Source organism: Salana multivorans (assembly GCF_003751805.1).
Classification (GTDB): Bacteria; Actinomycetota; Actinomycetes; order Actinomycetales; family Beutenbergiaceae; genus Salana; species Salana multivorans.
The window spans coordinates 494,746-517,473 of sequence record NZ_RKHQ01000002.1 but is presented as its reverse complement, the minus strand read 5'-3'; the positions used below and the strand labels follow the sequence as shown (position 1 = coordinate 517,473).

Below are 22,728 nucleotides of genomic sequence, written 5' to 3'. Positions count from 1 at the left end.
ACAGCCGCACCCTCCCCTTGGGATCGGACGACTGCGCTCCGGAACCCCTGTCTGGCCTACGGCGACGCCCCGTCCGGGCGTGATCCGAGCCGACCTAATCGAACTCTTCTCTCGACGTTCCTGAACCGTTCGCTGAACTCGTGCGCTCCCACGCCGCCAACCGCCCCAACTTGCGCACTGGCGCCGGGCCCGACAGCCCGTGGCTGTTCCCAAGTACGCGCGCTGGCCAACATCTCCACCCGAACACCGTCATGGACCGGCTGCGCGATCTTGGGACCAACCTCCTCGGCGGGCGCCACCGCGCGCTCGGCGAACTCGTCGTGGAATGCCCGCCCTCCCTCGTGGCAGATGCGCTCGGGTACCACGCCGTCACCGCCCACAACCACGCAGCCGCCGCCGCCGAACCCTGGGCCCGCTACGCCGGCCGACGCGTACCCGGGCCCTAATGCCTCCGAGGAGAAACTGGCTCGCTGGCAGCCGCCGCGAGTAGCCGGCTGCGCCCGAGCGCGTGGCACCCTGAACTCATGCCTCTGACGAATCCCTGGCTCGCAGGACCGACGCCGCATGGTGTCCTTGAGCGCGCAGTGCTGGAGGAGCGCATCCTGAACCTGCTGTCCACCAACAACGTGGCGGTCCTGGCAACCGTCAACGCCGACGGCAGCCCTGCCGCCACGCCCGTGCGCTACTACAGCCTCGGGTTTGAGATCTTCTACACGAGCTGGAACGCCTCGGTGAAGTCCCGCAACCTCAGGCGCGACCCCAGGGTCTCAGCCGGAATCGTCGCACCGCTGGTCGGCCAAGCAAGCAGCCGCGGCGCCCAGATCTTCGGCACAGCCAGAACTCTTGAGCGAGTCGATCCAGAGGCCGACCGGTACTGGGAGGCCTTCCGGTGGCAATCCGACCACGCGGAGCGCGGTCGGCCACTCGACGAGCCACCGATGGATCCGCTGACGGTCATCACGCCACACCGGATCCTCTACACCGACCACTGGCTGCGACGCACCGGCCACCACCCTCGCCAGACCTGGCGACCAGATGGCGCGTAGAGCCCTCCCAGGTACCGGGCGCACCCTTTGGCTCGGCAGTACGACCAACCTCGATATGCAGCGTCTCCAGTAGAACGAAGAGGACGACAGCGAGCAGCATCGCGTGCTCCCCCGAGGACGACGCGCGGGACGGCTAGCCACACCCCTGCGTCGCCAGCCACTCGCGGGCGTCGCGGTCCGCGTACAGCGTCCCGACGACGTGGTCGGGAGCGATCGGCTGGTTGTCCAGGTTGACGCCGGCGCGGTCGACGATCAGCGCGCCGTCGGCCAGCGGCGTCGCAACGTTCCCCGAGGTGAGCCCGGCGCTGTCGGCACCGAAGGACGCGACGCCGTCGAGGCCGCGGAACGCGGTGAGCACACCACCGTCCTCAATGCGCGGTGAGCGCCGGCACGATCTGGTCGAGACGTCGAGACGGGACGCCCTCGCTCCGGCGGCCCAGCCGACAGTGACCGCAGCCCTAGCGGATGATATCGCACCATGCTATCATTCTGGGATGGTCGACATCCTCGTCCGAGCCGTCCCCGACGGGGACGCTGCCCGTATCGCCGCCGGCGCGGCGCGCCTCGGCATCTCGCAGTCCGAGTACCTCCGACGACTTCTGCACGACGCCGTTCGGACCGCTCCCACACCGCTCGAGGACCTCGCCGGCTCGGCCACCGGCATGTTCCCACCGAACGTCCTCGATGACCTCGATGCCGAGTGGGCGGAGTGAACGTTCTCGACGCGAACGTCGTCATCGGATTCCTCGACGGCGCGAACGCGAACCACGAACAAGCCGTCGCACTCCTCGGATCCCGCCTGGGCAAACCTCTCGGCATGCACGAGGTCACGATCGCCGAGGTCCTGGCAGGCCCCGCTCAGCTCGGCCGCGCGGCGGCACAGCAGGTCTGGGCCGCCATCCAGGAGCTGGGGGTCTCACCGCTCGATCGGGTCGCGTCGCCCCTCGACGTCGCGCTGATGAGGTCGTCCGCTGGACTCCCCATCCCCGACTGTCTCGTCATCCTCAGCGCCGGACCGGTCTCGGACGCCAACCCGATTCTGACGTTCGACGAGCGCCTCGCCTCGAAGGCACGGCAGATGGGGTACACCGTGCTGCCGTAGCTCACCAACGACGGCCGGCCTGCTCCTAGCGCGACGACCCCTGTCGAGAGCACAATCCTGGGATGGCAACCCTCGACGACGTGCGCGCGATCGCGATGGGGCTGCCCGGGGTGACCGAGACCGTCGACGGCCACCGCGGCGGCGCGGTGTGGCGCACCACCAGCGGCGGCTTCGTCTGGGAGCGCGGCCCGAGCAAGACCGACCTCGCGACCCTGGCGAGCCTCGGCAGCTCCTGGCCGGACGGTGTCGTCCTCGGCGTCCGCACCGACTCGCTGGAGACGAAGGACGCGCTGCTCGCCGAGCTACCGGACACGGTGTTCACCATCCCGCACTTCGACGGCTACCCGGCCGTCCTGTGCCGCCTGGACCGCGTCTCCCCCGACGATCTTCGCGAGCTGGTCGTCGAGGCGTGGCTGACGCGGGCGCCCGCGCGGGTCGCCCGGCAGTGGCTGGCCGACAACGCACCCGCCGACGACGACCGACTCCCCCGCGAGTCTTGACCATTTCTTGACCCTCAGTCCGGCGCGCGGTCGGGCAGCTCGATCGTCACTCCCCCGCCGTCCCCGCTCATCACGACGCGGACCTCCCGCAGGTCGGGCACGATCCAGTCGACTGCCCGCGCCGCCGCGGAACCAACCGGGACGGCGACCCCGACGACCCGCATCCCCGCCGCCCGCGCCGCCGCGATCCCGGCCTCGGAGTCCTCGAAGGCGACGCACTCCCCCGGCTCCACCCCGAGCATCTCGGCACCCCGACGGAACCCCTCGGGGTCGGGCTTGCTCGCCCGCACCATCTCCGCCGTGACCGCCGCCTCCGGCACCGCGACGCCCGCCGCGCGCATCCGCGCGTGCGCGAGCGCGCGCGACGCGGAAGTGACCAGCACGTGCGGCGTGCCCGCGAGGGACGCGACGAAGGCCGCGGCGCCGGGCACCTCGACCACCCCGTCGAGCTGGACCACCTCCTGCTCGAGCATCCGCGCCGCGTCCGCCAGGTTCGCCTCGTGCGGCCGCTCGGGCAGCAGGAGCGCCATGCTCGCGTGGCTCTGCCGGCCGTGGACGACGCCGAGCACGGCGGCCGGCTCCAGCGCGTGCGCCCGCGCCCACTCGACCCAGAGCCGCTCGACGACGGCCGTGGAGTCCACGAGCGTCCCGTCCATGTCGAGGAGGACGCCTGCGGCGTGGATCGTGAGCGGCATCCCCCGACCCTAGCCACGCCCCCCGGCTACCGTTGTGCCCCATGGCGGCCTTCGACGACTGGGACCGGGTCACCATCGGCCACAGCGCCGCCGTCGTGCGCCGCAGCCCCGACGGTCGCAGCTACGTCAAGTCCGCCACCGGCGTCGAGCGGACCGCCCTGGCCGCCGAGCACGACCGGCTCACCTGGCTCGCCACGACGCCCGTCGGCGCGCCCCGCGTCCTGGACTGGGTCGACGGGAGCGACGAGGCGGGCGCCGCCGTCCGCGTCAGTCATCTCGTGACGTGTGCGCTGCCCGGCGTCCCCGGCAGCTCCGTCCCGCGCACCGACGCGGCACGGGCGGTGCGCGGGATGGTCGAGCTGCTCGCGGCCCTGCACGCCCTCTCCCCCGCCGACTGCCCGTTCGACCGTCGGCTCGCCGTCACGGTCCCGCTCGCCCGGGCGGCCGGTTCACCGCCGGCGGTCGTGGTCGACGCCCCGATCCTCGACCGCGTCCGCGCGGCCGAGCCCGCCGACCTCGCGGTCTGCCACGGCGACCTGTGCCTACCGAACTTCCACCTCGATCCCGGGACGCTGCGCCCGACCGGCGTGCTCGACGTCGGACGCCTCGGCGTCGCCGACCGGCACCTCGACCTCGCGCTGCTGCACCGATCGATGGCGGACGTTCGACTCAACCCCGCGTTCGGTCCGGCACGGGCTCGGGAGCTCGCGGAGGCGACGGGAGCCGATCCGGAGCGCCTGACGTTCTACCGGGTGCTCGACCTGTACCTCTAGTACCTCTAGCGTCCGCGGCGACAGCACCCGGGCGCCGGACCGCGGCGCGCAGGAGCTCGCCGACCCGCTCGAACCGGGTCTGCAGCCACCGGCGCATCGGACGGTGCACGGGCTCCTCGACGAACCGGTGGAGCAGCCACGCGAGGCCGAGGCACCCCCCGACGGCGACGGCGAGCGTGAGCCAGCGGCCCAGGGCCTCGTGCGTGGTCTCGATGATCGCCCACCCGACGTACTCGTGGATGAGGTAGAGCGGGTAGGTCAGCGCGCCGAGCGCGGTGAGGATCGCCCAGTCGAGGTCGCGCAGCGTCGGCACCAGCGCAACCGCGGCGACGAGCCCGACGACCGCGACCGCCACGGCTCCCAGCACCACCGGCACCACGTGCCCGCCGCTCGCCACGGCGTCGATCGCGCCGACGGTCCGCAGCCCGGACGCGACCGCCGCCAGCAGCGCGTTGCCGACGACGACGGCCCACCGCGCGAGGCTCGAGCCCTCCCGGTGGATGACGAACAGCACCATCCCGGCGGCGAACAGGGGCGCCCAGCCGAGCAGCCCGACCGCCGCCTCGGCCCTCGGCGCGAGGAACGAGAGCGCGACCATGGCCGGCGGCGCGATCGCGGCCACGGCCAGCACGCGTCGGGCCGTGATCCCCCACAGCAGGAAGCCGAGCATGAGCAGGTAGAACTGCAGCTCGACCCAGAGCGTCCAGTAGACCCCGTCGACCCGCTCGACGTGGAAGGCGTCCTGGGTCATCGTGAGGTTGACGGCGACGGCCCCTGCTGGGACGGTGCCGAACGTCGGCCACCACCAGCGCAGCGTCGCGGTCAGCAGCACCGCGACCCAGTACGCCGGGTAGAGCCGGCTCACCCGCGACGCGAGGAACTGCGGGACGCTCCGGCCCCAGACCGACATGAGGATGACGAACCCGCTGACGACGAAGAACAGGTGCACCCCGGCGTACCCGTAGACGGTCACCCCGGAGAACGCCCCGAAGACGTCGTGCGGCAGGCGGTCGCTCCCCCAGCGCACGTGGTCGCGAGCCGTGAAGTGGAACAGCACGACGGCGAGCGCGGCGACCAGGCGCAGCGCGTCCATGGCTCGAAGCCGCGGCGCGGCTGACCGACCGGTGGTCGGGCGGAGCTCGGACATCACCTCAGGGTACGTCTCGCCCCGGGCCGCACGGCCGGGCGGGCGTCGCGCGGTCGACGGACCGCGGACGGGGCTCAGACGGCGCGGAGCCTCGCGGCGCGGCGGCGGGCGAGCTCGTCGCCCGGGTGGACCACGTCGTCGTCGGACCCGTCCTGGGAGGTCTCGGCGGCCTCCGTCGGGAACTCGGCGATCGAGGTCTCGACCTCGCGCCAGACCCGGCCGACGGCGATGCCGAAGACACCCTGGCCGCCCTGGACGAGGTCGAACACCTCGTCGGGCGACGTGCACTCGTAGACGGAGGCGCCGTCGCTCATGAGCGTGATCTGGGCGAGGTCCTCGACCCCGCGCTCGCGCAGGTGGTCGACGGCGGCGCGGATCTGCTGGAGCGAGACGCCCGTGTCGAGCAGGCGCTTGACGACCTTGAGCACGAGCATGTCGCGGAAGGAGTAGAGGCGCTGCGTCCCGGAGCCGGTGGCGTTGCGGACGGTCGGCTCGACGAGGCCGGTGCGCGCCCAGTAGTCGAGCTGACGGTAGGTGATCCCCGCGACGCGGCACGCGACGGGGCCGCGGTAGCCCGTGAACTCGTCGAGGTCGGGCAGCTCCTCACCGAACAGCAGACCCTGGGCGATCTGGTGCGTCGGCACTGCATCCGCCTTGCTCGTCGCCACGCCGGACTCCTCCCGTTCACGACACCGTCCCGGTGCCGCGCTACCTGCTGTGCTGGCCGCGGGACCACGCCGTCGGCGGTCCCGTCCCGATGGTGTCCGTCCACCATCGTAGCCAACCTAGGGACGGCGCACCCGGGCGTCAACGTCCGTGCCCGCGACACGCCGACGGCGTGTCGCACCGGAGAGTCTCATGCTTCACCTGAGGGTGAGGCGGGCATCGCACCTCCGGTCGGCACCCGGTCAGCGGCCCGTCAGGGACTGGTCAAGGACCGGTCACAGCCGGTCAGAAGAGGCGCTCGACCCCGGCGGCGACGAGCGACCCGTGCAGCCGCGAGAGGAGGCCGGACAGGTCGTTGGCCGACTGCACCGCGCGCTCCCGCGCCCGCGCGTCCTGCGGCGCGCTCGGGCGCCCGCGCAGCACGGAGGTGAGCTGGGCGACGACGTCGACCTGCCGGTCGGCGGCCGTGCGCATCATGCGCAGGTGGCGGGGGTCGACCCCCAGTCGCATGAGCTCGGTGGCGAGCTGCGCCACGGCGATGCACGACGCGGGGAACCGCCCGCCAGCGTCGGGGACGACGATGCCGGCGGCCGTGAGCTCGCCGATCTGCTCGGTGCTCAGCCCGACGAGCGCCGCCAGCTCCTCCGGCCCGACGCGCGTGCCGTGCTGAGCCGGGGTCGCGCTCGCGACGGGAACGTCCTCGAGGCCGGCGTCGAGGGCGGCCAGCTTCTCCCGGATGACGCGCAGCGGGAGGAAGGAGTCGCGCTGCGCCGCGAGGGCGAATCGCAGCCGCTCGACGTCGGCCTCGGAGAAGACGCGATACCCGGACGGCGTGCGGTCGGGCGTGACGAGACCCTGCTCCTCCAGGAACCGGATCTTGGAGTGGCTCACGGTCGGGAACTCGCGCTTGAGCTCCGCCAGCACCGCGCCGATGTTCATGGTGGGGCGACGCGAGAAGCCGCGCGGCCACGGCTCGGTGGCGAGCGCCGTCAGCGCCGGACGCGTGTCACCGCCCTGCGCCCCCTGCTCACCCGTCTCCTGTCGGCGCGGGTCGACCGCGCCGCTCATGAGCTGCTCGGCCGCTGCGGGCTCGGGTGGAACGTGAGGCGGTACTTGCCGATCTGGACCTCGTCGCCCGCGTGGAGCAGCGCGACCTCGATCCGCTCGCGGTTGACGTACGTGCCGTTGAGCGAGCCGACGTCGCGGACCTCGAACCCGTCCTCGACGCGGCGGAACTCGGCGTGCCGGCGCGAGACCGTGACGTCGTCGAGGAAGATCTCCGCGCTGGTGTCCCGGCCGACCGACGTCGTGGGTGCGTCGAGGAGGAACCGGGCGCCCGAGTTCGGGCCGTGCTGCACGACGAGGAGCGCGCTGGAGGGCGGCAGAGCCTCGATCGCGGCGTCCGGTGTGACGTCGAGCTGGCCCTGGGCCGGCTCGATCGCCTCGGCCGGGTCGACGTAGGCCGGCAGGTACGCCGTCGTCGCGCTGTCGGGGATCGGAACCCCGGTGACGGCGTCGCCGCCGTCGTCAATGCCGCCTCGGTCATCGACAGCCATCGCGCACATCCTCCGTCCGCTCGTCAGGGAGTCCACCCTATCGGACCGATCCGGCCTTCACCCGCCCGGTCGGCGCACGCTCAGCCGTCGTCCTTCGCGTCCTCCGGCGCGGGCTGCGCGATCTCCGGCGGGCTCAGCACGCGGATGGAGGAGATGGTCAGCTCGTCGAGCTGCTCGACCGTCGTCACGGCGCCCTCCGACCGCAGTCGCGGCAGCGCGCCGCCGCGGATCTGCAGCCCGCCGGAGAGCGTCTGCGGGTCGCCGATCGCGCGCACCGTCACGGGATACGTGATGGGGACGCCGTCGACGAGGACGCGGCGGTCGTCGTCGGCGAACCAGCTAGCGGCGCCGAACCGGACGGAGCCGATCTCGATCGCCTCCGCACCGGAGTTGCGCAGCTCCTCGACGAGGTTGACCCAGCTCGCCGCCGGGATGGCGGCCCCCGTCTGGTTGATCGTCACCTCGATGCCGGGCCCCTTGACGGGCACCGTCCCGGCGAGGACGGCCTGGACCATCGCGTTGCGCTCGGCCACCTCGGCGGACCCGACGCCGGCCTCGAGGTCGTTGCGGTCGAGCACGAGCTGCGCCTGCTCCGCCTCGAGCTGCTCGTTGCGCTGCGTGATCTCGTCCAGCAGCGCGACGAGGTCGTTCTGCCGCAGGAGCGAGAACTCGTCGGCGTGGGTCTGGCGGACCTGCACGACGATCGCAAAGCCGAGCGCGGCGCACAGCACGGCGACGAGCAGGTGCGAGCGGGTCCCCCACCCCTTCCTCCGGGCGGCCGGCTCCGGCGTGTGCTTGGCGTGCGTCATGCGGTGTCCGTCGTCATGCCTTGAACACGATCCGCCGGATCGACGCGGCGTTGGAGAAGATCCGGATGCCGAGGACGACGACGACCGCCGTCGAGAGCTGGCTGCCGACCCCGAGCTGGTCGCCGAGGAACACGAGCAGGGCGGCGACGAGCACGTTCGAGAGGAACGACGTGATGAAGACCCGGTCGACGAAGGTGCCCTCGAGCTGCGCCCGGACGCCGCCGAAGAGCGCGTCGAGCGCCGCGACGACGGCGATCGGCAGGTAGGGCTGCAGCGCCGGCGGGACGTCGGGCGAGAAGACCAGCCCCACGACGATCCCGAGCACGAGCCCGATGACGGCGATCACGAGATGCCCTTCCCTTCCCCGGTTCCCGCTTCAACGGTTCCAACGGTTCCTGCTGTCCCTGTCGTTCCGGCGGCCTGGCCGCCCAACCCGTAGCTCCCGATCGGAGCGTCCAGGTCGCCGGGACCAGTCTGCCCCGACGTCGGGGTGAGCGGCTCGGCGTAGCGCAGCTGTGTCGTCACCGTTCCGGGCAGCCAGAGGTCGTCGTCGCCGGCGACGGCGATCCCGATCCGGTACTTGGTCCGGAGCACGTCGAGGTAGGAGCCCGTCGTGCCGCTCGCGACGGCCTTCGTCAGCTCCTCGCGCGAGCCGATGGCGGACACGACGTAGGGCGAGCCCACGGGGATGCGGTCGACGAGGATCGCCTGTCCGGCGCCGCGGATGCCGCCGTTCGCGCCGATCCGCGTCCCGTTGACGGCCACGGCCTCGGCTCCCCCGGCCCACAGCGCGTTGACCACCACCTGAAGGTCGCCGGCCTGGACCGCCTCGACGCCGTAGGTGATCGGGTCGGCCTGCGCCTGCTCGGAGTCGGTGAGCGTGACCACGACGCCCGGCCCCCGGACCGACGCGACGCCCGACGCGACGGCGAGCGAGTCGAGCTCGCTGCGCCGGTCGGGGTCCGTGAGGGCCAGCTCGGCACCGGAGAGCTCGAGGATCTGCGCGTTGAGCTCGGCGTTGTGCTCGGTCAGCTCGTCCTGGGTCGCGCGGCGCTCGGTGATCTGGTCGATCAGCAGCTCGCGCGCGGCGTTACGCCCCCCGACCGGGGAGCGCAGCGAGGAGATCGCGATGGCCAGTCCGGCGCCGATCGCGATGGTCAGCAGGAGCACGACCACCTTCGACAGCGTGGACGGCCGCCAGTCGGGATCCTCCCGGCGCCGGCGGGTCACGGCCTCGTACCCGGGGTCGAGCGGGTTCTCCATCACCTGGGTGAGGAGGGTCATCGACGCATCGGGCCGAGGGCGCGCCCCGGTCGGACGGGCTGGCGCGCGCGGGGCCGGACGGGAGGACGCCGCGGGCGCGTCGTCGGGCAGCACCGGCTCCCGCCCCGCCCGCGTCGTCATAGGCGAAGGCTAACCCGCCGCGGACGCCCTAGGCTCGGGACATGGCGATGCAGGCAGGACTCTTCCTCCCCCAGGGCTGGCGTTTCGACCTCGTCGGGATCCCGACGCAGGACCACTGGAGCACGATCAGCTCCCTCGCGCAGCACGTGGACGCGGGCCCGTGGAGCTCCGTGTGGGTCTACGACCACTTCCACACGACCCCCGTGCCGAGCGAGGAGGCGACGCACGAGGCGTGGACGCTCATGGCGGCACTGGCCGCGTCGACCTCGCGCGTGCGCCTCGGTCAGATGTGCACGTGCATGGCGTACCGCAACCCGGCCTACCTCGCGAAGGTCGCGGCGACGGTCGACGTCATCTCCGGCGGCCGCACGGAGATGGGGATCGGCGCCGGCTGGTACGAGCACGAGTGGCGCGCCTACGGCTACGGCTTCCCGCGCGCCGGCGAGCGGCTGGCAATGCTCCGCGAGGGCGTCGAGATCCTGTCGCAGGCGTGGCGGCTGGGCGTGGCGAGCCTCGACGGCGAGCATTACCAGGTCGACGGCGCGATCGTGCGCCCGCTCCCCCTCCAGGAGGGCGGCATCCCACTGTGGATCGCGGGCGGCGGCGAGAAGGTGACGCTGCGGATCGCGGCCCAGTACGCCCGGTACACGAACTTCGACGGCTCGCCCGAGGGGTTCGCGCACAAGTCGGAGATCCTCGCCGAGCACTGCCGCGAGCTCGGCACCGACTTCGACGCCATCACGCGCAGCGCCAACTACAACGTGACGATCGGCGCGACGCAGGCCGAGGTCGACGAGCGGCTGCGCGTCCTCGAGGAGCGGCTGCTCCCCCACCTGGGCCGGGAGAAGACGGACGAGAGCATCCGGGGCGCGCGCTCCTCGCTCGCCTGCGGGACGCCCGAGCAGATCGCCGAGCGGCTCAGCGCGATGGGCGAGGCCGGGCTCGGCTACGGGATCTTCTACTTCCCCGAGGCTGCCTACGACCGGTCCGGCATCGAGCTGTTCGAGCGCGAGGTGCTGCCGCACGTCGGCGCGCCCGAGCTGGAGCTGCACGTGCTCGAGGACGACGAGACGATCCCGCCGCGTCCCGAGGAGGAGATCGCGGACGTCCTGCGCTCGGAGCGCGACCCGCGCTGACCCCCGGCCGCGTGGCGGTCGACGGGTCGGCGTGGCTCAGCCCGCGTCGACCACGCCCTCGCGGTCGGCCGGGACGTCGTGCCCGGCCAGGCTCAGCGCGGTCCGGACGAGCTCGACGAGGGGCAGGCGGTCGAGCCCGTCCAGGCGGTGCCAGGCGACCCGGTCCGTCGAGCCGTCCGCCTCCGCCGCCAGCTCCCCCGCGACCACCGTCGCGGTGTAGAGCACGCGGACGGCGTGCTGCTGCTCCCCGGTCTCGCCGGCGACCACGACGAGCGAGTCGATGCCGAGCAGGTCGCCGAGCGCGATCTCCAGCCCGGTCTCCTCGCGCGCCTCGCGCACGGCCGCGTCGGCCGGGTGCTCCCCGAAGTCGACGCCGCCGCCGGGCAGCGTCCAGCGCTCGTCGCCGGTCAGGCCGGAGAGCAGGACCGCGCCGTCGTGGACGACGACCGCGTAGCCGGAGAGGCGGGGGTGGTCGGGCGCGTGCGTCACCGCGCGGCGCCGGCGATGCCGTCGACGGTCACCGTCGCGCCGGGCGGCACGATGTGCGGCTCGTCGTCGGCCGCGACGAGCCGGCCCTCGCCGACGACGCGCACGTCGTCACCGAACCTCCAGTCGCCCTTGACGGTGAGCGAGTCCGCCTCGACGAGCGATGGCACGTGCTCGACGCGGGCCTCGAAGTCCGCGATCAGCTTGTACTTCTCGCCCAGCGAGACGAGCGGGGCCGGACGGCGGGCCACGAGGTGCCACTGCGGCGTCAGCTCGTACACGTCGGAGCGCAGGAGGAGCAGGTCGTTCGTCGTCTTGACCGGCAGGAACCGCGCCCGCTCGACCTCGATCACGCGCGCCCCCGGGAACACGTTGACGGCGGCCCCCATCGCGATCTCGAGCTGCACGACCTTCGTCGAGGTCTTGTCGCCCGGGTCGACCGTCTTGAGGTTGCGGATGAGCGGGAGCGGCATGACGCCGTCGTTCGCCGCGAGCAGGTCGCGCAGCTGCGCGAGGTCGATCCACAGGTTGTTCGCGTGGAAGAACGGGTGGACGTGCCGGTCGTTGGCGACGTCCAGCTCCTCCGGGTAGGTCTGCGCCGTCTCGCGTTGGATGATCTGGCCGTCGGACCTGCGGACGACGAGCTGTCCGCCCTTGACGTCGGCGTCGGACTTCGCGACCAGCTCGGCCGCGTACGGGGCGCCGGACGCCGCGAACCACGCCGCGATGCCCGCGTCCGGGACGGCGCCGAGGTTGTCGGCGTTCGACACCGTGACGTAGCGATAGCCGCGCTCGAGGAGCCGGTCGAGCAGCCCGGAGGTCTGCAGCGCCGTGTAGAGGTCGCCGTGCCCCGGCGGGCACCACTCCAGGTCGGGGTTGCGCTCCCAGGTGACGGGCTCGAGCGTCTCGGCGTCGAGCTTGGGCTCGCGGTTCTGGAGGAAGTCGAGCGGCAGGCCGTCGACGCCGAGGTCCGGGTACGCCTCGAGGGTGGCCAGCGTCTCCGCCTGCGTGCGGAAGGAGTCCATGAAGACGACGGGCAGGTCGACGCCGTACTGCTCCCGCACCGCGAGGACCTGACGGGCGATGAGGTCGAGGAACGTGAGCCCGTCGCGCACCGGCAGGAGAGACTTCGGTCCCTCCAGCCCCATCGACGTCCCGAGCCCGCCGTTGAGCTTGATGACGACGGTCCGCGCGATCGCCTCGCGGGCGTCCGCCTCGCTGACGTCCAGGTCGGCCTGACGGTCGATGTCCCGCAGCGGCTCGACGTCCGCCTCGCGGATCAGTCCCGTCGCCCCCGACTCCAGCTCCCGGTAGAGCCGGGTGAAGGTCGCGATGGCGAGGTCCCCGATACCGGCGTCCCTCATCTTGGTCACGGCGAGGTCAAGTCCACGGTCGCTCATGCGCCAAGCCTAGGGCGTCGGCCACCCCGCATAGGGTGTCCCGTGTGGCGGTGAACGAGCGCGAGCGGGTCGAGATCTGGACGGACGGGGCGTGCAAGGGCAACCCGGGACCCGGCGGGTGGGGCGCGCTCCTCGTCGCCGGCGCGCGCGAGAAGGAGCTGTGGGGCGGTGAGGCGACGACGACGAACAACCGCATGGAGCTGACCGCCGTCATCGAGGCGCTGCGCGCCCTGCGCCGCCCCTGCGACGTCCGGCTCCACGTCGACTCGACGTACGTCATGCAGGGCATGAAGAGCTGGATCGCCGGCTGGAAGCGGAACGGCTGGCGGACCTCGGCCAAGCAGCCCGTGAAGAACGCCGACCTGTGGCGCGCGCTCGACGAGGAGGTCGCCCGCCACACGATCGAGTGGATCTGGGTCAAGGGGCACGCGGGCGACCCGGGCAACGAGCGCGCCGACCAGCTCGCCAACCGCGGGGTGCCGACGCTCGCGCGCTGAGCGCGACCCGCACAGGCGTCCCACAGGGTGGACCAACGCCGTGCCGGGGTCGGGTGCGTAGACCCGGGGCATGGAGACCACGACCCACCCCCAGCCCCTCAGCCCCCAGCCCAGTCCTCCGACCCGACCGACCCGGCGTCTGCAACCCCGCCGGCCCCTGCGCCGCGCGATCGCCGCGGGCGTCCTCACGCTCGCGCTCACGATCGGCGGCGCCACCGCGTGGGCGCTCGACCGGTTCGTCATCGAGCACGTCGAGATCGCCGACGTCGCCGCCTACGAGCAGGCGGCGAACGACTCGGCAGCGACGTCGAGCGGCACCGCCTCGTCCGGCGAGACCACCGGCGCGTCGTCGGACGAGGCGGCGACCGGCGAGACCAGCGACACGTCCACCGACGCTGAGACGGGGTCCGAGGTCGCCGACCCCGTCGTCACCGTGACGTCGGGTCAGCTCGCGACGAGCGGCGGCACCGCGACGTACTACGTCGCCGACGTCACGCTCGGCGACATCACCCAGCTGCGCGCGGCGTTCGCGCAGAACGCCTTCGGCGCCAACATCACCGAGGACACCTCGGACATCGCGGCCGACGTCGGCGCCCTCCTGGCGATCAACGGCGACTACTACGGCTTCCGCTCGACCGGGGTCGTCATCCGCAACGGCGTGCTCTACCGCGACTCCCCCGCCCGCACCGCCGCCGTCATCTATCGCGACGGCACGATGGACCTCGTCGACGAGACGACCACGAGCGGCGAGCAGCTCCTCGCCAACGGCGCGTGGCAGACGTACTCGTTCGGCCCGGCGCTCGTCGAGGACGGCGTCGTCGTCGCGGGCATCGACGACGTGGAGGTCGACACGAACGTCGGCAACCACTCGATCCAGGGCTCCCAGCCGCGCACGGCGATCGGGATGGTCGAGGCGAACCACTACGTGCTCGTCGTCGTCGACGGGCGGTCGTCGGAGAGCTCGGGCGTCACGATGACGGAGCTCGCCCAGCTCATGCTCGACCTCGGTGCGAGCGAGGCGTACAACCTCGACGGCGGCGGCTCCTCGACGATGGTCGACGCGAGCGGCGACCTGGTGAACGACCCGCTCGGGCGCGGCGCCGAGCGCGGGACGTCCGACATCCTCTACGTCGCCGCCACCACCGGCACGACGACGGGGACGGACTCGTGAGCGCCGGGAGCTCGACCGAGCGCCCCCTGTGGGTCCTGGTCCCGGCGTACGAGCCGGACCACCGCCTCGTCGATCTCGTCGCCGCGCTGGCGGCGCGGCTGCCGCTGGCCCGGGTCCTCGTCGTCGACGACGGCTCGGGCGAGGCGTACGCCGAGCCGTTCGGGCTGGTCGCGGCGGCCGGCGGCGTCGTCGTCCAGCACGCCCGCAACTACGGCAAGGCCGAGGCGCTGCGCACGGGGATGGCGGCCATCCTCGAGCGCGCCCCGGGGGCCGACATCGTGTGCGTCGACTGCGACGGTCAGCACCTGCCGCGTGACGTGGCCCGCGTCGCCGACGAGCTCGCCCGGCTGCGGGCGCTGGGGGCGGCGCCCGGTCTCGTCCTCGGCTGCCGGTCGTTCGACGGCGCGGTGCCGCTGCGCTCGCGCGTCGGCAACCGCGCGACGACGGCGTTGGTCGAGCTGGCGACGGGCCAGCGGATCGACGACACGCAGACGGGGTTGCGCGGCATCCCGGCCGAGCTCGTGCCGTGGCTGCTCGCGATCCCGGGCGAGCGGTTCGCCTGGGAGCTGACGGTGCTGCTGCGCGCCGGCCGGGACGGCGTGCGGATCCACACCGTCCCGATCGAGACGGTCTACCTCGACCACAACGCCTCGTCGCACTTCCGGCCGGTGCTCGACTCGGTCCGCGTGCTCGCGCCGCTCCTGCTGTTCGCCGCGTCCTCGCTCGCGGCGGCCGTGCTCGACGTCGTCGGCGTGCTCGTGCTGAGCGCGCTGACCGGGAGCCTCGCGCTCGCCGTCGTCGGGGCGCGCCTCGCGAGCGCGACGGTCAACTTCACGATCAACCGGCGCACGGTGTTCCGCGCCGGCGGGCCGGTGCGACCGCAGCTCGTCCGGTACGCGGCGCTCGCCGTCGTCCTGCTGGCGGCGGGGTACGGCGGGATCCGCCTGCTGACGGACGCGGGGCTCCCACTGCTCGTCGCCAAGCTCACGACGGACGGGGTCCTGTTCGTCGCGTCCTTCCTCGTCCAGCGCGACCACGTGTTCGGCCCGGAGGCGGCTCAGGCGCCGGACGGCTCCAGCACGCTCACGACGAAGTCGGACGACGGCGTCCACGGGCGCACGTCCCAGGCGGCGAGCCGGAGCGACTCGCGCAGCCCGGCCGAGCTGACGTCGGCCTCGAACGACGCGAGGTCGTAGCCGCGGCCCAGCCCGAACCCGATGACGATCCGGCCGCCCGGCGCGAGGTGGGCCGCGAGACGGCGCAGCACCTCGACCTCGCTGCCCGGCGCCAGGAAGGTGACGACGTTGCCCGCGACGATCACGAGGTCGAACGGCTCGGCGATGCCCGCGGCGGGCAGGTCGAGCTCCGACAGGTCGGAGACGACGTAGGTCGGCCCCGAGTGGTCGCTCCGCGCGGCCTCGACGAGGTCGGGGTCGACGTCCACGCCGACGACGTCGTGACCGCGCGCGGCGAGCCAGCCGGCGATCCGGCCGGGGCCGCACCCCGCGTCGAGGACGCGGCTGCCGCGCCCGAGCATCGCGTCGGCCAGCCGGGCCTCCCCCACGATGTCGGCACCCTCGCGCTCCATCGCGCGGAACCGCTCGATGTACCACTGCGAGTGACCGGGCCGCTCGGCGACGATGAGCTCCCAGCGGCTCGGGCCCCAGTCCTCCCGCGTCACGGCTGGGCCGTCTCGTCGTCGTCCTCGGTGAGGTAGTCGTGGACCTCGTGGTAGAGCAGCGCGTGGACGCGCTCGACCTGCGGGATGTCGTTGAACTCGAGCGGGTCGTCCGACGCCGACTCGATGATGAGCGTCCCCGTGCGCAGGATCCGGTCCACGAGGTCGTGGCGGAACTGGATCGAGTTGATCCGCGCCATCGGGATGTCGATGCCGCTGCGGGTGAACACGCCGGTGCGAAAGATGACCCGGCGGTCCGTGATGACGAAGTGCGTCGTCGCCCAGCGCACGAGGGGGGCGACGAACCACCAGATGACCAGCACGGCCCACAGGACGCCGGCGACGATGCCGATGACCGTCTCCGTCGTGTCGCTGACCTCGAGCGAGCGCGACCACCACCAGGCGGCGCCGACCGCGCCCGTCGCCAGGAGCAGCCCGAGCACGGGCAGGACGAGCGCCTTCCAGTGCGGGTGGCGGTGCAGGATGACCGTCTCGTCGGGGGCGAGGTTGTCCTTGGGGTAGCCCATGGCCCCGAGCCTAGGGCCACGCCGGTACCGGTGCGCCGTAGCAGAGGCGGGGCCGCGCCGGCAGGGACCTCCTCCCCTGGTCCTGGCACCCGTGGGACCCTAGCCTGCGAGAGGTTCGACGTTCCGGCGACGAGAAGAGAGCTGCCATGAAGATCGGCGTCCCCACCGAGGTCAAGAACAACGAGTTCCGCGTGGGAGTGACTCCGTCCGGCGTGGCCGAGCTGGTCGCCCAGGGGCACGAGGTCGTGGTCCAGTCCGGGGCCGGCGTCGGGTCGCTGCTGTCCGACGACGCCTACGCCGCCGCCGGTGCCGTCGTCGTCGGCGACGCGGGGGCGGCGTGGGACGCCGAGCTCGTCGTCAAGGTGAAGGAGCCGGAGCCGGAGGAGTACGGCTTCCTGCGCGAGGACCTCGCCCTGTTCACCTACCTCCACCTCGCGGCGAGCCAGGAGTGCACCGAGGCCCTGCTCGCGGCCGGGACCGCGGCGATCGCGTACGAGACGGTCCAGCTCGGCAGCGGTGCGCTGCCGCTGCTCCAGCCGATGAGCGAGATCGCGGGCCGGCTCGCGACCGTCGTCGGCGCCTACCACCTCATGAAGGAGACCGGCGGGGCTGGCGTGCTGCTCGGCGGGATCGCCGGGACGCCGCGCGCGAACGTCGTCGTGCTCGGCGCGGGGGTCGCGGGCGAGCACGCCATCGCCAACGCCATCGGCATGGGTGCCGACGTCACGGTGCTCGACGTCGCGATGCCGCGGCTGCGGACCATCCAGGAGAAGTACGGCCCCGCCGTCACGACGCGGGTGTCCTCCGCGTACGAGATCGCCGCGGCCGTCGAGCGGGCCGACCTCGTCGTCGGTGCGGTGCTGGTACCGGGCGCGCACGCGCCCCGGCTGGTCACCGACGCGATGATCGCCGGGATGCGTCCCGGCGCGGTGCTCGTCGACATCGCGATCGACCAGGGCGGCTGCTTCGAGGGGTCGCGACCGACCACGCACGACGACCCGACGTTCCAGGTGCACGACGCGCTCCTGTACTGCGTGACCAACATGCCGGGCGCCGTCCCGCAGAGCTCGACGCGGGCGCTGACCAACGCGACGCTGCCCTACATCGTCGAGATCGCGGACTGGGGCTGGCGGCTCGCGCTCCAGCAGGACCCGGCGCTCGCCCAGGGCCTCAACACGTGCGCCGGCCGGGTGACGAACCGCGGCGTCGCGCAGGCGTTCGACCTCGACGCGATCTCGGTCTCGACGGCGCTCGCCGGCGGCTGGTGACCCGCTCGGTCCGTTCCGGCGGTCAGTCCTCGAGCTCCAGCACCGTCTTCGTCCCGGCCGCCGCGCTCGCCGCGTCGGCGACCGCCTCGCGGTAGCTCTCGACCGGGTGCAGGGACGGCAGCGGTGCGATGAGGTCCCCCGCCGCGACCGCGTCGAGCAGGTCGGCCAGCGCCCGCCGGTAGACGGCGCGGCGGGTGGCGACGAGGAGCGGGACCGAGCAGACCAGCTCCCGCGGATCGGCGTACCGACGCGCGAGCGTCGTGACGACGCCGGTCGCCGTCGCTCGGCGCTGGTGGCCCGGGGCCCCGCCGAAGGCGATCCGGACGAGGCGACCGCGGCGCGCCACGGCGTCCCGCACGCCCCGGCCGCCGGTCTGGTCCACGGCGCCGGCCACCCCGCCCCCGGTGAGATCGCGCAGGTGCTCGACCCAGTGCGGGTCGTCGTAGTCGAGCACCGTGGCGCCGAGTCCCTCGGCATGCCGGCGGGACCGGAGCGACGCCGTGCCGTAGACCTCGCGACCGTCCGCGCCGGCGAGCTGGACCGCCCACGACCCGACGGCTCCCCCGGCCCCCTGGACGAGGACGCTCCCGCCGCGGCGCGCGTCGAGGGGCAGTGCGTCGAGGGCGAGCCGCGCGGTCACCCCGTCGAGCGGGACGGTCGCGGCCACCGCCGACGCGAGGCCGTCCGGGACCGGCACGAGCAGGGACGGCGCGAGGGCGACCCGCGTGGCGTGGGCGCCCATCCGCGGCAGCACGGCCGCCACCCGCTGGCCCACCGACAGGTGGGACGGCGCGCCCGCGGGCAGGTGCTCGACCACACCGACGAGGTCGTACCCGGGCGTCAGCCGCGGGAAGGGCTGCAGCAGGTAGTCGCCGCGGATGGCGGCGACGTCGGTCGCGCCGACCGACGCGTGGGTCACCCGGACGACCGCCCGTCGCGCTCCGCGGCGGGCCTGCGCGCTGACGGGCGCGGCGGGAACGACACCGAAGCCGTCGACGCGGATCGCCCTGCGCCCGCCCACTTCATTTAGGTAACATGTCACATGGTTCACCCTAGCTCAGATGGATGACATGTCACACGATCCCGCCGAGGACGCCGTCCTCACCCTCGCCTTCGAGCTCAAGAGCCTCGTCACGGAGCTCAACGCCGCCCTCACCGCCGCGTTCCGACCGATCGGTCTCACCTGCGTCCAGGCCGAGGCGGTCATGGCGTTGGACGCGCTGGGTCCGGTCACGCTCAGCCGTCTCGCCGAGCACCTGGTCGCCGAGTCCGGTCACCCCAGCCGCCTCGTCTCGCGACTGGTCGCCGACGGCCTCGTCGTCCGCACGCCGTCGACGTCGGACCGGCGCGCCGTCGTCCTCGAGCTGACCGAGCGGGGCCGAGGTCTCGCGGCCGATGCGCGCGAGGCCCGCCGGCCCCTGCTGGCCGAGTGCGCGCGGCGCTACGGCACCCGGCTCGACGACGCGACCGGGCTGCTGCGCGAGCTGCGCGCGTCGCTGGCCGACCATCGGTCCGACGGCCGGACCGATCAGGACGGCTAGCCCAGCGAGACGACGAGCGAGTGGATCGTCGGGCCGACGATGACGACGTACATGAGGCCGAGGAACACGGCGCACAGGAGCGTGAAGCCGACGGCGTCACCGATCCCGCGCGCCGTCGAGAAGTGGCCGCGGACCTTCGCGAGGAACGAGCCGGGGTGCACGATGTCCCAGGAGTTCAGCCGAAGGTAGCGGCCGAGGTAGATCCCGAAGCTCACGGCGACGAGGACCCCGGCCACGGCCCAGCTCGCGCCGCCCGACGCGAGGGGCTCGATGTCGTCGTAGCGCACCACGACGACGAGCACCGTCGCGAGGAACACGTTGAGCACCGTGTTGAGCACGCCCGACATCGCGAGCGTGAGCACGAGCAGGATGTCGTACCACTGCGGGACCGGGTCGTCCTCCCGGCGGTGGCTGAGGTTGAGCTCCGTGATGAGGTAGGCGGCGTTCGGCAGCAGGAGGAGCCAGACCAGCCCGACGAGCACGGCCGTGGCGAGCACGACCCACGGCGGCGCGCCGGCCCACGCGAGCGCGAGCACCCCGATCTCGCCGCCGAGCAGCACGCCGACGGGCAGGACCGACAGCCCGATGTTGAGCAGCATCGGCCGGTAGATCCTCGTGCGGAAGGCCCAGCCGCGGAAGAGCACGAGCAGCAGGGCACCGAGGTTCATCCCGATGGTGCCGAGCACCGAGCTCGTGACCATCAGCCGCCCTGCGTGAGGTCGCTGCGCCGCTTGACCTTGGTGAGCCGGCCCTTGACGCGGCCGCCGATGCCCGTGGCGCCCGCGCGCAGGCGCAGGAAGTCCTTGACGTCCGGCCCGCGGAACACCCGCTTGGGCAGGCCGCCGACCGAGACGAGCCAGTGCGGCCAGCCCAGGAGCCGGCCGAGCGCGACGATCCGCTCGGACTCGTTGACGTCGTCGCCCTCGTCCTCGCTCAGCAGCTCGTAGACGGACTCCTCCGCCTCGGGCCGCCCGCACAGGCGGGCCAGGGCTCCCGCGCCGTAGGCGCCCTCGGGTCCCCAGGCGAACTCGTCGTCCGGGCGGGCGAGGTGCGCGTCGGACACGTAGTCGACCCACCGCTCGCCCGCGCGGTCGGCCGTGAGCGTGAGGAGCTGCTCGCGGCGGTTCACCATCGCGATCGCGTCGCCGTCCAGCGTCGCGGCGAGGGAGGCGGCGAGCTCGTGCAGCGTCGTCCGCTCCCCCGCGACGTGGCCGAGCGGCGTCTCGGGGACGGCCACCGTCCAGACCGGGACGGGCGCGTCGCCCGGGTCGTCACCCTCGACGGGAACCTCCGGCGAGACCCAGCCCGTGAAGCGCGCCGACGTGAGGGCCTCGACGACCGACTCGTGCGTGACGTCGCCATCGACCCGGACGAGGAGGACGCCGAACGATGGCGCGGGTGCCTGCTCGTCGCCGGAGCCGCCGAACGCGCCGGGAGGGATGATCGCCATGCGGGGATTCTGGCACGCCGCCCGCCCCGGTTCCCAGCAGATCTCAGCTCGAGCGGCGCATGGCGCGGATGCCGACGGCGAGACCGGCGGCCGCGAGCACGAGCGCGGAGACCCAGCCCCACAGGACCGCGCCGGCGCCGAGGTCGCCGGCCAGGAGCGCGCGCTCGGCCTGCACCACCCAGCTCACCGGGTTGACGGTCGCGACGGCGCGCATCCAGCTCGGACCCGCGTCGAGCGGGAGCAGCATGCCGGACAGGATGAGCAGCGGGAAGATGAGCGTCTGCTGCACACCCCAGAACAGCCACTCCCGGTTCTTCGTCGCCAGCGCGAGCGCGTAGGAGAGCGAGCCGAGGCCGACGCTGAACACCGCCAGCAGGGCGAGCCCGACGACGAGGCCGACGGGGTCGGGCGTGAACCCGAACGGGATCGAGATCGCGACGATGAGGAGCGCCTGCACGATGATCGGCGCGACCTCCTTGAGCGCGCGCCCGACCAGCAGCGAGGAGCGCGACAGCGGGGCGACGAGCGTCCGCTCGTGCGAGCCCGTCATCATCTCGTACTGGAGGTTGGAGCCGACCGCGCCGGTCCCGAACAGGACGATCATGACGAGGACGCCGGGCACGAACCAGCGCAGCGTCTCCCCCGTCGGCTCACCGGACTGGCCGACGAGCAGCGGCGCGAACAGCCCGAGGAACACGAGGGGCTGGACCAGGCTGAAGATGAGCGTGAACGGGTCGCGGACGACCGGCCTCAGCTCGCGGGTGAGGACGTTCCAGACGTCGCGGGCGACGCCGCCGCGCGGTGCGCCCGTCGTCGGTGCGGTCTCGGCCGCGCTCTTCTCGGTGGTGGTCATCGGGGCGTCCCTTCCGGGGTCGGGGTGGCGGTGGAGTCCTCCGCGACGGCCTGGGCCTCGCGCAGGGTGCGCCCGGTGAGGGCGAGGAACACGTCGTCGAGCGTCGGCGGCACGCCGGTGGCGCGCTCGACCCGCAGGCCGGCGGCGTCGAGCTCCCGCACGGCCGCGGGCAGCAGGCGGTCGCCGTCCGGCGTCGTGAGCACGAGCGAGCGCTCGTCGACGATGCGGACGTCGCGCCCGGCCAGCCGCCGGAGCGGCCCGGCGGCCGCGGTCGCGTCCTCCGCCGTCCCGAAGGTCAGCGTGACGACGTCGCCCGCCAGCTCCGACTTCAGCGCGGCCGCCGTGTCGTCGGCGATGACCCGGCCGCGGTCGATCACCATGACGCGCTCGGCGTACCGGTCCGCCTCCTCCAGGTAGTGCGTCGTGAGGAAGACGGTGGTGCCGTGGGTCTCGCGCAGGTCGACGATGTGCTGCCACAGGTTGGCGCGGCTCTGCGGGTCCAGCCCGGTCGAGGGCTCGTCGAGGAAGAGCAGCCGCGGCGCGTGCATCAGCCCGAGCGCGACGTCGAGGCGTCGCTTCTGGCCGCCAGAGAGCTGCTGGACCGTGCGCGTCGCGAACGGGGCGAGGTCGAGCGACTCGATCAGCTCCTCCGCACGGCGCCGGGCGTGCGCCCGGGTCAGCCCGTAGAAGGCGCCCTGGCTGAGCAGCTCGTCGCGCACGCGCTGGGCGAAGCTCCCGCTCGTGAGCTGGCCGACGTAGCCGATGCTCCGGCGGACCGCGGCCGGCGCCGTCAGGATGTCGTGACCGGCGACGCGGGCCGTGCCCGACGTCGGCGGGACGAGGGTGGTGAGCATCCGCAGGCTGGTGGACTTGCCGGCGCCGTTGGGGCCGAGGAACGCCACGAGCTCGCCCGGCAGGACCTCGAAGCTGAGGTCGGTGACGGCCTCGACCGCGGCCCTGTCGACGGTGAAGCGCTTGGTCAGTCCGCGCGCCTCGATGATCGGTTCGTGTCTCATGCGGACC

The 22,728-nt window shown here is 73.2% G+C and carries 28 protein-coding genes and 1 pseudogene; 11 read left to right on the top strand and 18 right to left on the bottom strand.

Annotated features, from left to right (window positions below; translation table 11 throughout):
* The first annotated feature begins 524 nt into the window (after positions 1–524).
* Positions 525–1,046 (top strand): pyridoxamine 5'-phosphate oxidase family protein, encoded by a 522-nt coding sequence (locus EDD28_RS14605; protein ID WP_123740488.1) that lies wholly within the window; start codon positions 525–527, stop codon positions 1,044–1,046.
* Positions 1,047–1,179: 133 nt separating this feature from the next.
* Here the strand turns inward: EDD28_RS14605 and EDD28_RS14600 are convergent, their stop codons facing one another.
* Positions 1,180–1,404 carry a hypothetical protein gene (locus tag EDD28_RS14600; protein ID WP_123740487.1) on the bottom strand — a complete coding sequence of 75 codons (225 nt, stop codon included), beginning with the start codon at positions 1,402–1,404 and terminating at the stop codon, positions 1,180–1,182.
* Positions 1,405–1,540: 136 nt separating this feature from the next.
* Here EDD28_RS14600 and EDD28_RS14595 point away from each other — a divergent pair, with 136 nt between their 5' ends.
* The 3 genes from EDD28_RS14595 (at position 1,541) to EDD28_RS14585 (ending at position 2,648) form a co-directional block, all read left to right on the top strand.
* The gene (locus EDD28_RS14595) at positions 1,541–1,759 is read left to right on the top strand and encodes an antitoxin (protein WP_123740486.1); all 219 of its coding nucleotides are present in this window, start codon (positions 1,541–1,543) and stop codon (positions 1,757–1,759) included.
* Positions 1,756–2,148 carry a type II toxin-antitoxin system VapC family toxin gene (locus EDD28_RS14590; RefSeq protein WP_170169509.1) on the top strand — a complete coding sequence of 131 codons (393 nt, stop codon included), beginning with the start codon at positions 1,756–1,758 and terminating at the stop codon, positions 2,146–2,148. Before EDD28_RS14595 ends, EDD28_RS14590 begins: the two co-directional genes overlap by 4 nt.
* Before the next feature lie 62 nt (positions 2,149–2,210).
* Entirely contained in the window at positions 2,211–2,648 is a 438-nt protein-coding gene (locus tag EDD28_RS14585; RefSeq protein ID WP_123740484.1) for an MmcQ/YjbR family DNA-binding protein, read from the top strand.
* 14 nt (positions 2,649–2,662) lie between these two features.
* Here EDD28_RS14585 and EDD28_RS14580 read toward each other — a convergent pair whose 3' ends face one another.
* A complete protein-coding gene (locus EDD28_RS14580; RefSeq protein ID WP_123740483.1) occupies positions 2,663–3,343 on the bottom strand; it encodes an HAD-IA family hydrolase in 681 nt (226 codons plus the stop codon).
* Between the two features lie 41 nt (positions 3,344–3,384).
* Between EDD28_RS14580 and EDD28_RS14575 the strand changes: the two genes are divergently transcribed.
* Positions 3,385–4,116, top strand: coding sequence for an aminoglycoside 3'-phosphotransferase (locus EDD28_RS14575; protein ID WP_123740482.1), 732 nt, complete (start codon positions 3,385–3,387; stop codon positions 4,114–4,116).
* Here EDD28_RS14575 and EDD28_RS14570 read toward each other — a convergent pair.
* From EDD28_RS14570 to EDD28_RS14540, 7 genes are all read right to left on the bottom strand, one after another.
* Positions 4,013–5,263, bottom strand: coding sequence for an acyltransferase family protein (locus EDD28_RS14570; RefSeq protein WP_123740481.1), 1,251 nt, complete (start codon positions 5,261–5,263; stop codon positions 4,013–4,015). The two genes, EDD28_RS14575 and EDD28_RS14570, sit on opposite strands and share 104 nt — an antisense overlap.
* Before the next feature lie 74 nt (positions 5,264–5,337).
* The gene (locus EDD28_RS14565; protein ID WP_123740480.1) at positions 5,338–5,931 is read right to left on the bottom strand and encodes a MerR family transcriptional regulator; all 594 of its coding nucleotides are present in this window, start codon (positions 5,929–5,931) and stop codon (positions 5,338–5,340) included.
* A gap of 283 nt (positions 5,932–6,214) precedes the next feature.
* Entirely contained in the window at positions 6,215–6,997 is a 783-nt protein-coding gene (gene ftsR / locus EDD28_RS14560) for a transcriptional regulator FtsR (protein WP_123740479.1), read from the bottom strand.
* Positions 6,994–7,485 (bottom strand): FHA domain-containing protein, encoded by a 492-nt coding sequence (locus EDD28_RS14555; protein WP_211339238.1) that lies wholly within the window; start codon positions 7,483–7,485, stop codon positions 6,994–6,996. Before EDD28_RS14555 ends, ftsR begins: the two co-directional genes overlap by 4 nt.
* Before the next feature lie 80 nt (positions 7,486–7,565).
* Positions 7,566–8,294 carry a DUF881 domain-containing protein gene (locus EDD28_RS14550; protein WP_123740477.1) on the bottom strand — a complete coding sequence of 243 codons (729 nt, stop codon included), beginning with the start codon at positions 8,292–8,294 and terminating at the stop codon, positions 7,566–7,568.
* Between the two features lie 13 nt (positions 8,295–8,307).
* Entirely contained in the window at positions 8,308–8,640 is a 333-nt protein-coding gene (locus tag EDD28_RS14545) for a small basic family protein (RefSeq protein ID WP_123740476.1), read from the bottom strand.
* Positions 8,637–9,578, bottom strand: coding sequence for a DUF881 domain-containing protein (locus tag EDD28_RS14540; RefSeq protein WP_170169508.1), 942 nt, complete (start codon positions 9,576–9,578; stop codon positions 8,637–8,639). Before EDD28_RS14540 ends, EDD28_RS14545 begins: the two co-directional genes overlap by 4 nt.
* A gap of 167 nt (positions 9,579–9,745) precedes the next feature.
* Between EDD28_RS14540 and EDD28_RS14535 the strand changes: the two genes are divergently transcribed.
* On the top strand, positions 9,746–10,834 hold the full coding sequence (locus tag EDD28_RS14535) for an LLM class F420-dependent oxidoreductase (protein ID WP_123740940.1): 1,089 nt from the start codon (positions 9,746–9,748) through the stop codon (positions 10,832–10,834).
* 36 nt (positions 10,835–10,870) lie between these two features.
* Here the strand turns inward: EDD28_RS14535 and EDD28_RS14530 are convergent, their stop codons facing one another.
* The gene (locus EDD28_RS14530) at positions 10,871–11,323 is read right to left on the bottom strand and encodes an NUDIX hydrolase (protein ID WP_123740474.1); all 453 of its coding nucleotides are present in this window, start codon (positions 11,321–11,323) and stop codon (positions 10,871–10,873) included.
* Positions 11,320–12,720: a UTP--glucose-1-phosphate uridylyltransferase gene (locus tag EDD28_RS14525; protein ID WP_123740473.1), complete on the bottom strand. Its 1,401-nt coding sequence runs from the start codon at positions 12,718–12,720 to the stop codon at positions 11,320–11,322. Before EDD28_RS14525 ends, EDD28_RS14530 begins: the two co-directional genes overlap by 4 nt.
* 44 nt (positions 12,721–12,764) lie before the next feature.
* On the opposite strand from EDD28_RS14525, the gene rnhA reads away from it, so the two are divergent.
* The 3 genes and pseudogenes from rnhA to EDD28_RS14510 form a co-directional block, all read left to right on the top strand.
* Positions 12,765–13,217 carry a ribonuclease HI gene (gene rnhA / locus EDD28_RS14520; protein ID WP_425469984.1) on the top strand — a complete coding sequence of 151 codons (453 nt, stop codon included), beginning with the start codon at positions 12,765–12,767 and terminating at the stop codon, positions 13,215–13,217.
* 70 nt (positions 13,218–13,287) lie between these two features.
* Entirely contained in the window at positions 13,288–14,388 is a 1,101-nt protein-coding gene (locus EDD28_RS14515; RefSeq protein WP_123740472.1) for a phosphodiester glycosidase family protein, read from the top strand.
* Positions 14,385–15,419 (top strand): annotated as a pseudogene (locus EDD28_RS14510) (GtrA family protein); the annotation flags it as partial. The gene EDD28_RS14515 and the pseudogene EDD28_RS14510, both read left to right, overlap by 4 nt.
* Before the next feature lie 26 nt (positions 15,420–15,445).
* Here EDD28_RS14510 and EDD28_RS17985 read toward each other — a convergent pair.
* Both EDD28_RS17985 and EDD28_RS14500 read right to left on the bottom strand, forming a co-directional pair.
* Positions 15,446–16,069 (bottom strand): class I SAM-dependent methyltransferase, encoded by a 624-nt coding sequence (locus EDD28_RS17985; protein WP_245968096.1) that lies wholly within the window; start codon positions 16,067–16,069, stop codon positions 15,446–15,448.
* Positions 16,066–16,593 carry a PH domain-containing protein gene (locus tag EDD28_RS14500; RefSeq protein WP_123740470.1) on the bottom strand — a complete coding sequence of 176 codons (528 nt, stop codon included), beginning with the start codon at positions 16,591–16,593 and terminating at the stop codon, positions 16,066–16,068. The genes EDD28_RS17985 and EDD28_RS14500 overlap by 4 nt, the downstream gene beginning before the upstream one ends.
* Positions 16,594–16,739: 146 nt before the next feature.
* On the opposite strand from EDD28_RS14500, the gene ald reads away from it, so the two are divergent.
* Complete coding sequence (ald, locus tag EDD28_RS14495) at positions 16,740–17,861, top strand: alanine dehydrogenase (protein WP_123740469.1); 1,122 nt, start codon at positions 16,740–16,742, stop codon at positions 17,859–17,861.
* A 22-nt stretch (positions 17,862–17,883) separates the two neighbouring features.
* Here the strand turns inward: ald and EDD28_RS14490 are convergent, their stop codons facing one another.
* Positions 17,884–18,780: a quinone oxidoreductase family protein gene (locus EDD28_RS14490; RefSeq protein WP_245968095.1), complete on the bottom strand. Its 897-nt coding sequence runs from the start codon at positions 18,778–18,780 to the stop codon at positions 17,884–17,886.
* A gap of 142 nt (positions 18,781–18,922) precedes the next feature.
* On the opposite strand from EDD28_RS14490, the gene EDD28_RS14485 reads away from it, so the two are divergent.
* A complete protein-coding gene (locus tag EDD28_RS14485) occupies positions 18,923–19,402 on the top strand; it encodes a MarR family winged helix-turn-helix transcriptional regulator (protein WP_211339237.1) in 480 nt (159 codons plus the stop codon).
* Here EDD28_RS14485 and EDD28_RS14480 read toward each other — a convergent pair.
* The 4 genes from EDD28_RS14480 to EDD28_RS14465 are packed head-to-tail and all read right to left on the bottom strand — an operon-like array spanning position 19,399 to position 22,721.
* The gene (locus tag EDD28_RS14480) at positions 19,399–20,103 is read right to left on the bottom strand and encodes a DUF1361 domain-containing protein (protein WP_123740467.1); all 705 of its coding nucleotides are present in this window, start codon (positions 20,101–20,103) and stop codon (positions 19,399–19,401) included. The two genes, EDD28_RS14485 and EDD28_RS14480, sit on opposite strands and share 4 nt — an antisense overlap.
* Positions 20,103–20,852 carry a hypothetical protein gene (locus EDD28_RS14475; protein WP_123740466.1) on the bottom strand — a complete coding sequence of 250 codons (750 nt, stop codon included), beginning with the start codon at positions 20,850–20,852 and terminating at the stop codon, positions 20,103–20,105. The genes EDD28_RS14480 and EDD28_RS14475 overlap by 1 nt, the downstream gene beginning before the upstream one ends.
* A gap of 43 nt (positions 20,853–20,895) precedes the next feature.
* On the bottom strand, positions 20,896–21,705 hold the full coding sequence (locus tag EDD28_RS14470) for an ABC transporter permease (RefSeq protein WP_123740465.1): 810 nt from the start codon (positions 21,703–21,705) through the stop codon (positions 20,896–20,898).
* A complete protein-coding gene (locus EDD28_RS14465) occupies positions 21,702–22,721 on the bottom strand; it encodes an ATP-binding cassette domain-containing protein (RefSeq protein ID WP_211339236.1) in 1,020 nt (339 codons plus the stop codon). The genes EDD28_RS14470 and EDD28_RS14465 overlap by 4 nt, the downstream gene beginning before the upstream one ends.
* Positions 22,722–22,728 lie beyond the last annotated feature (7 nt).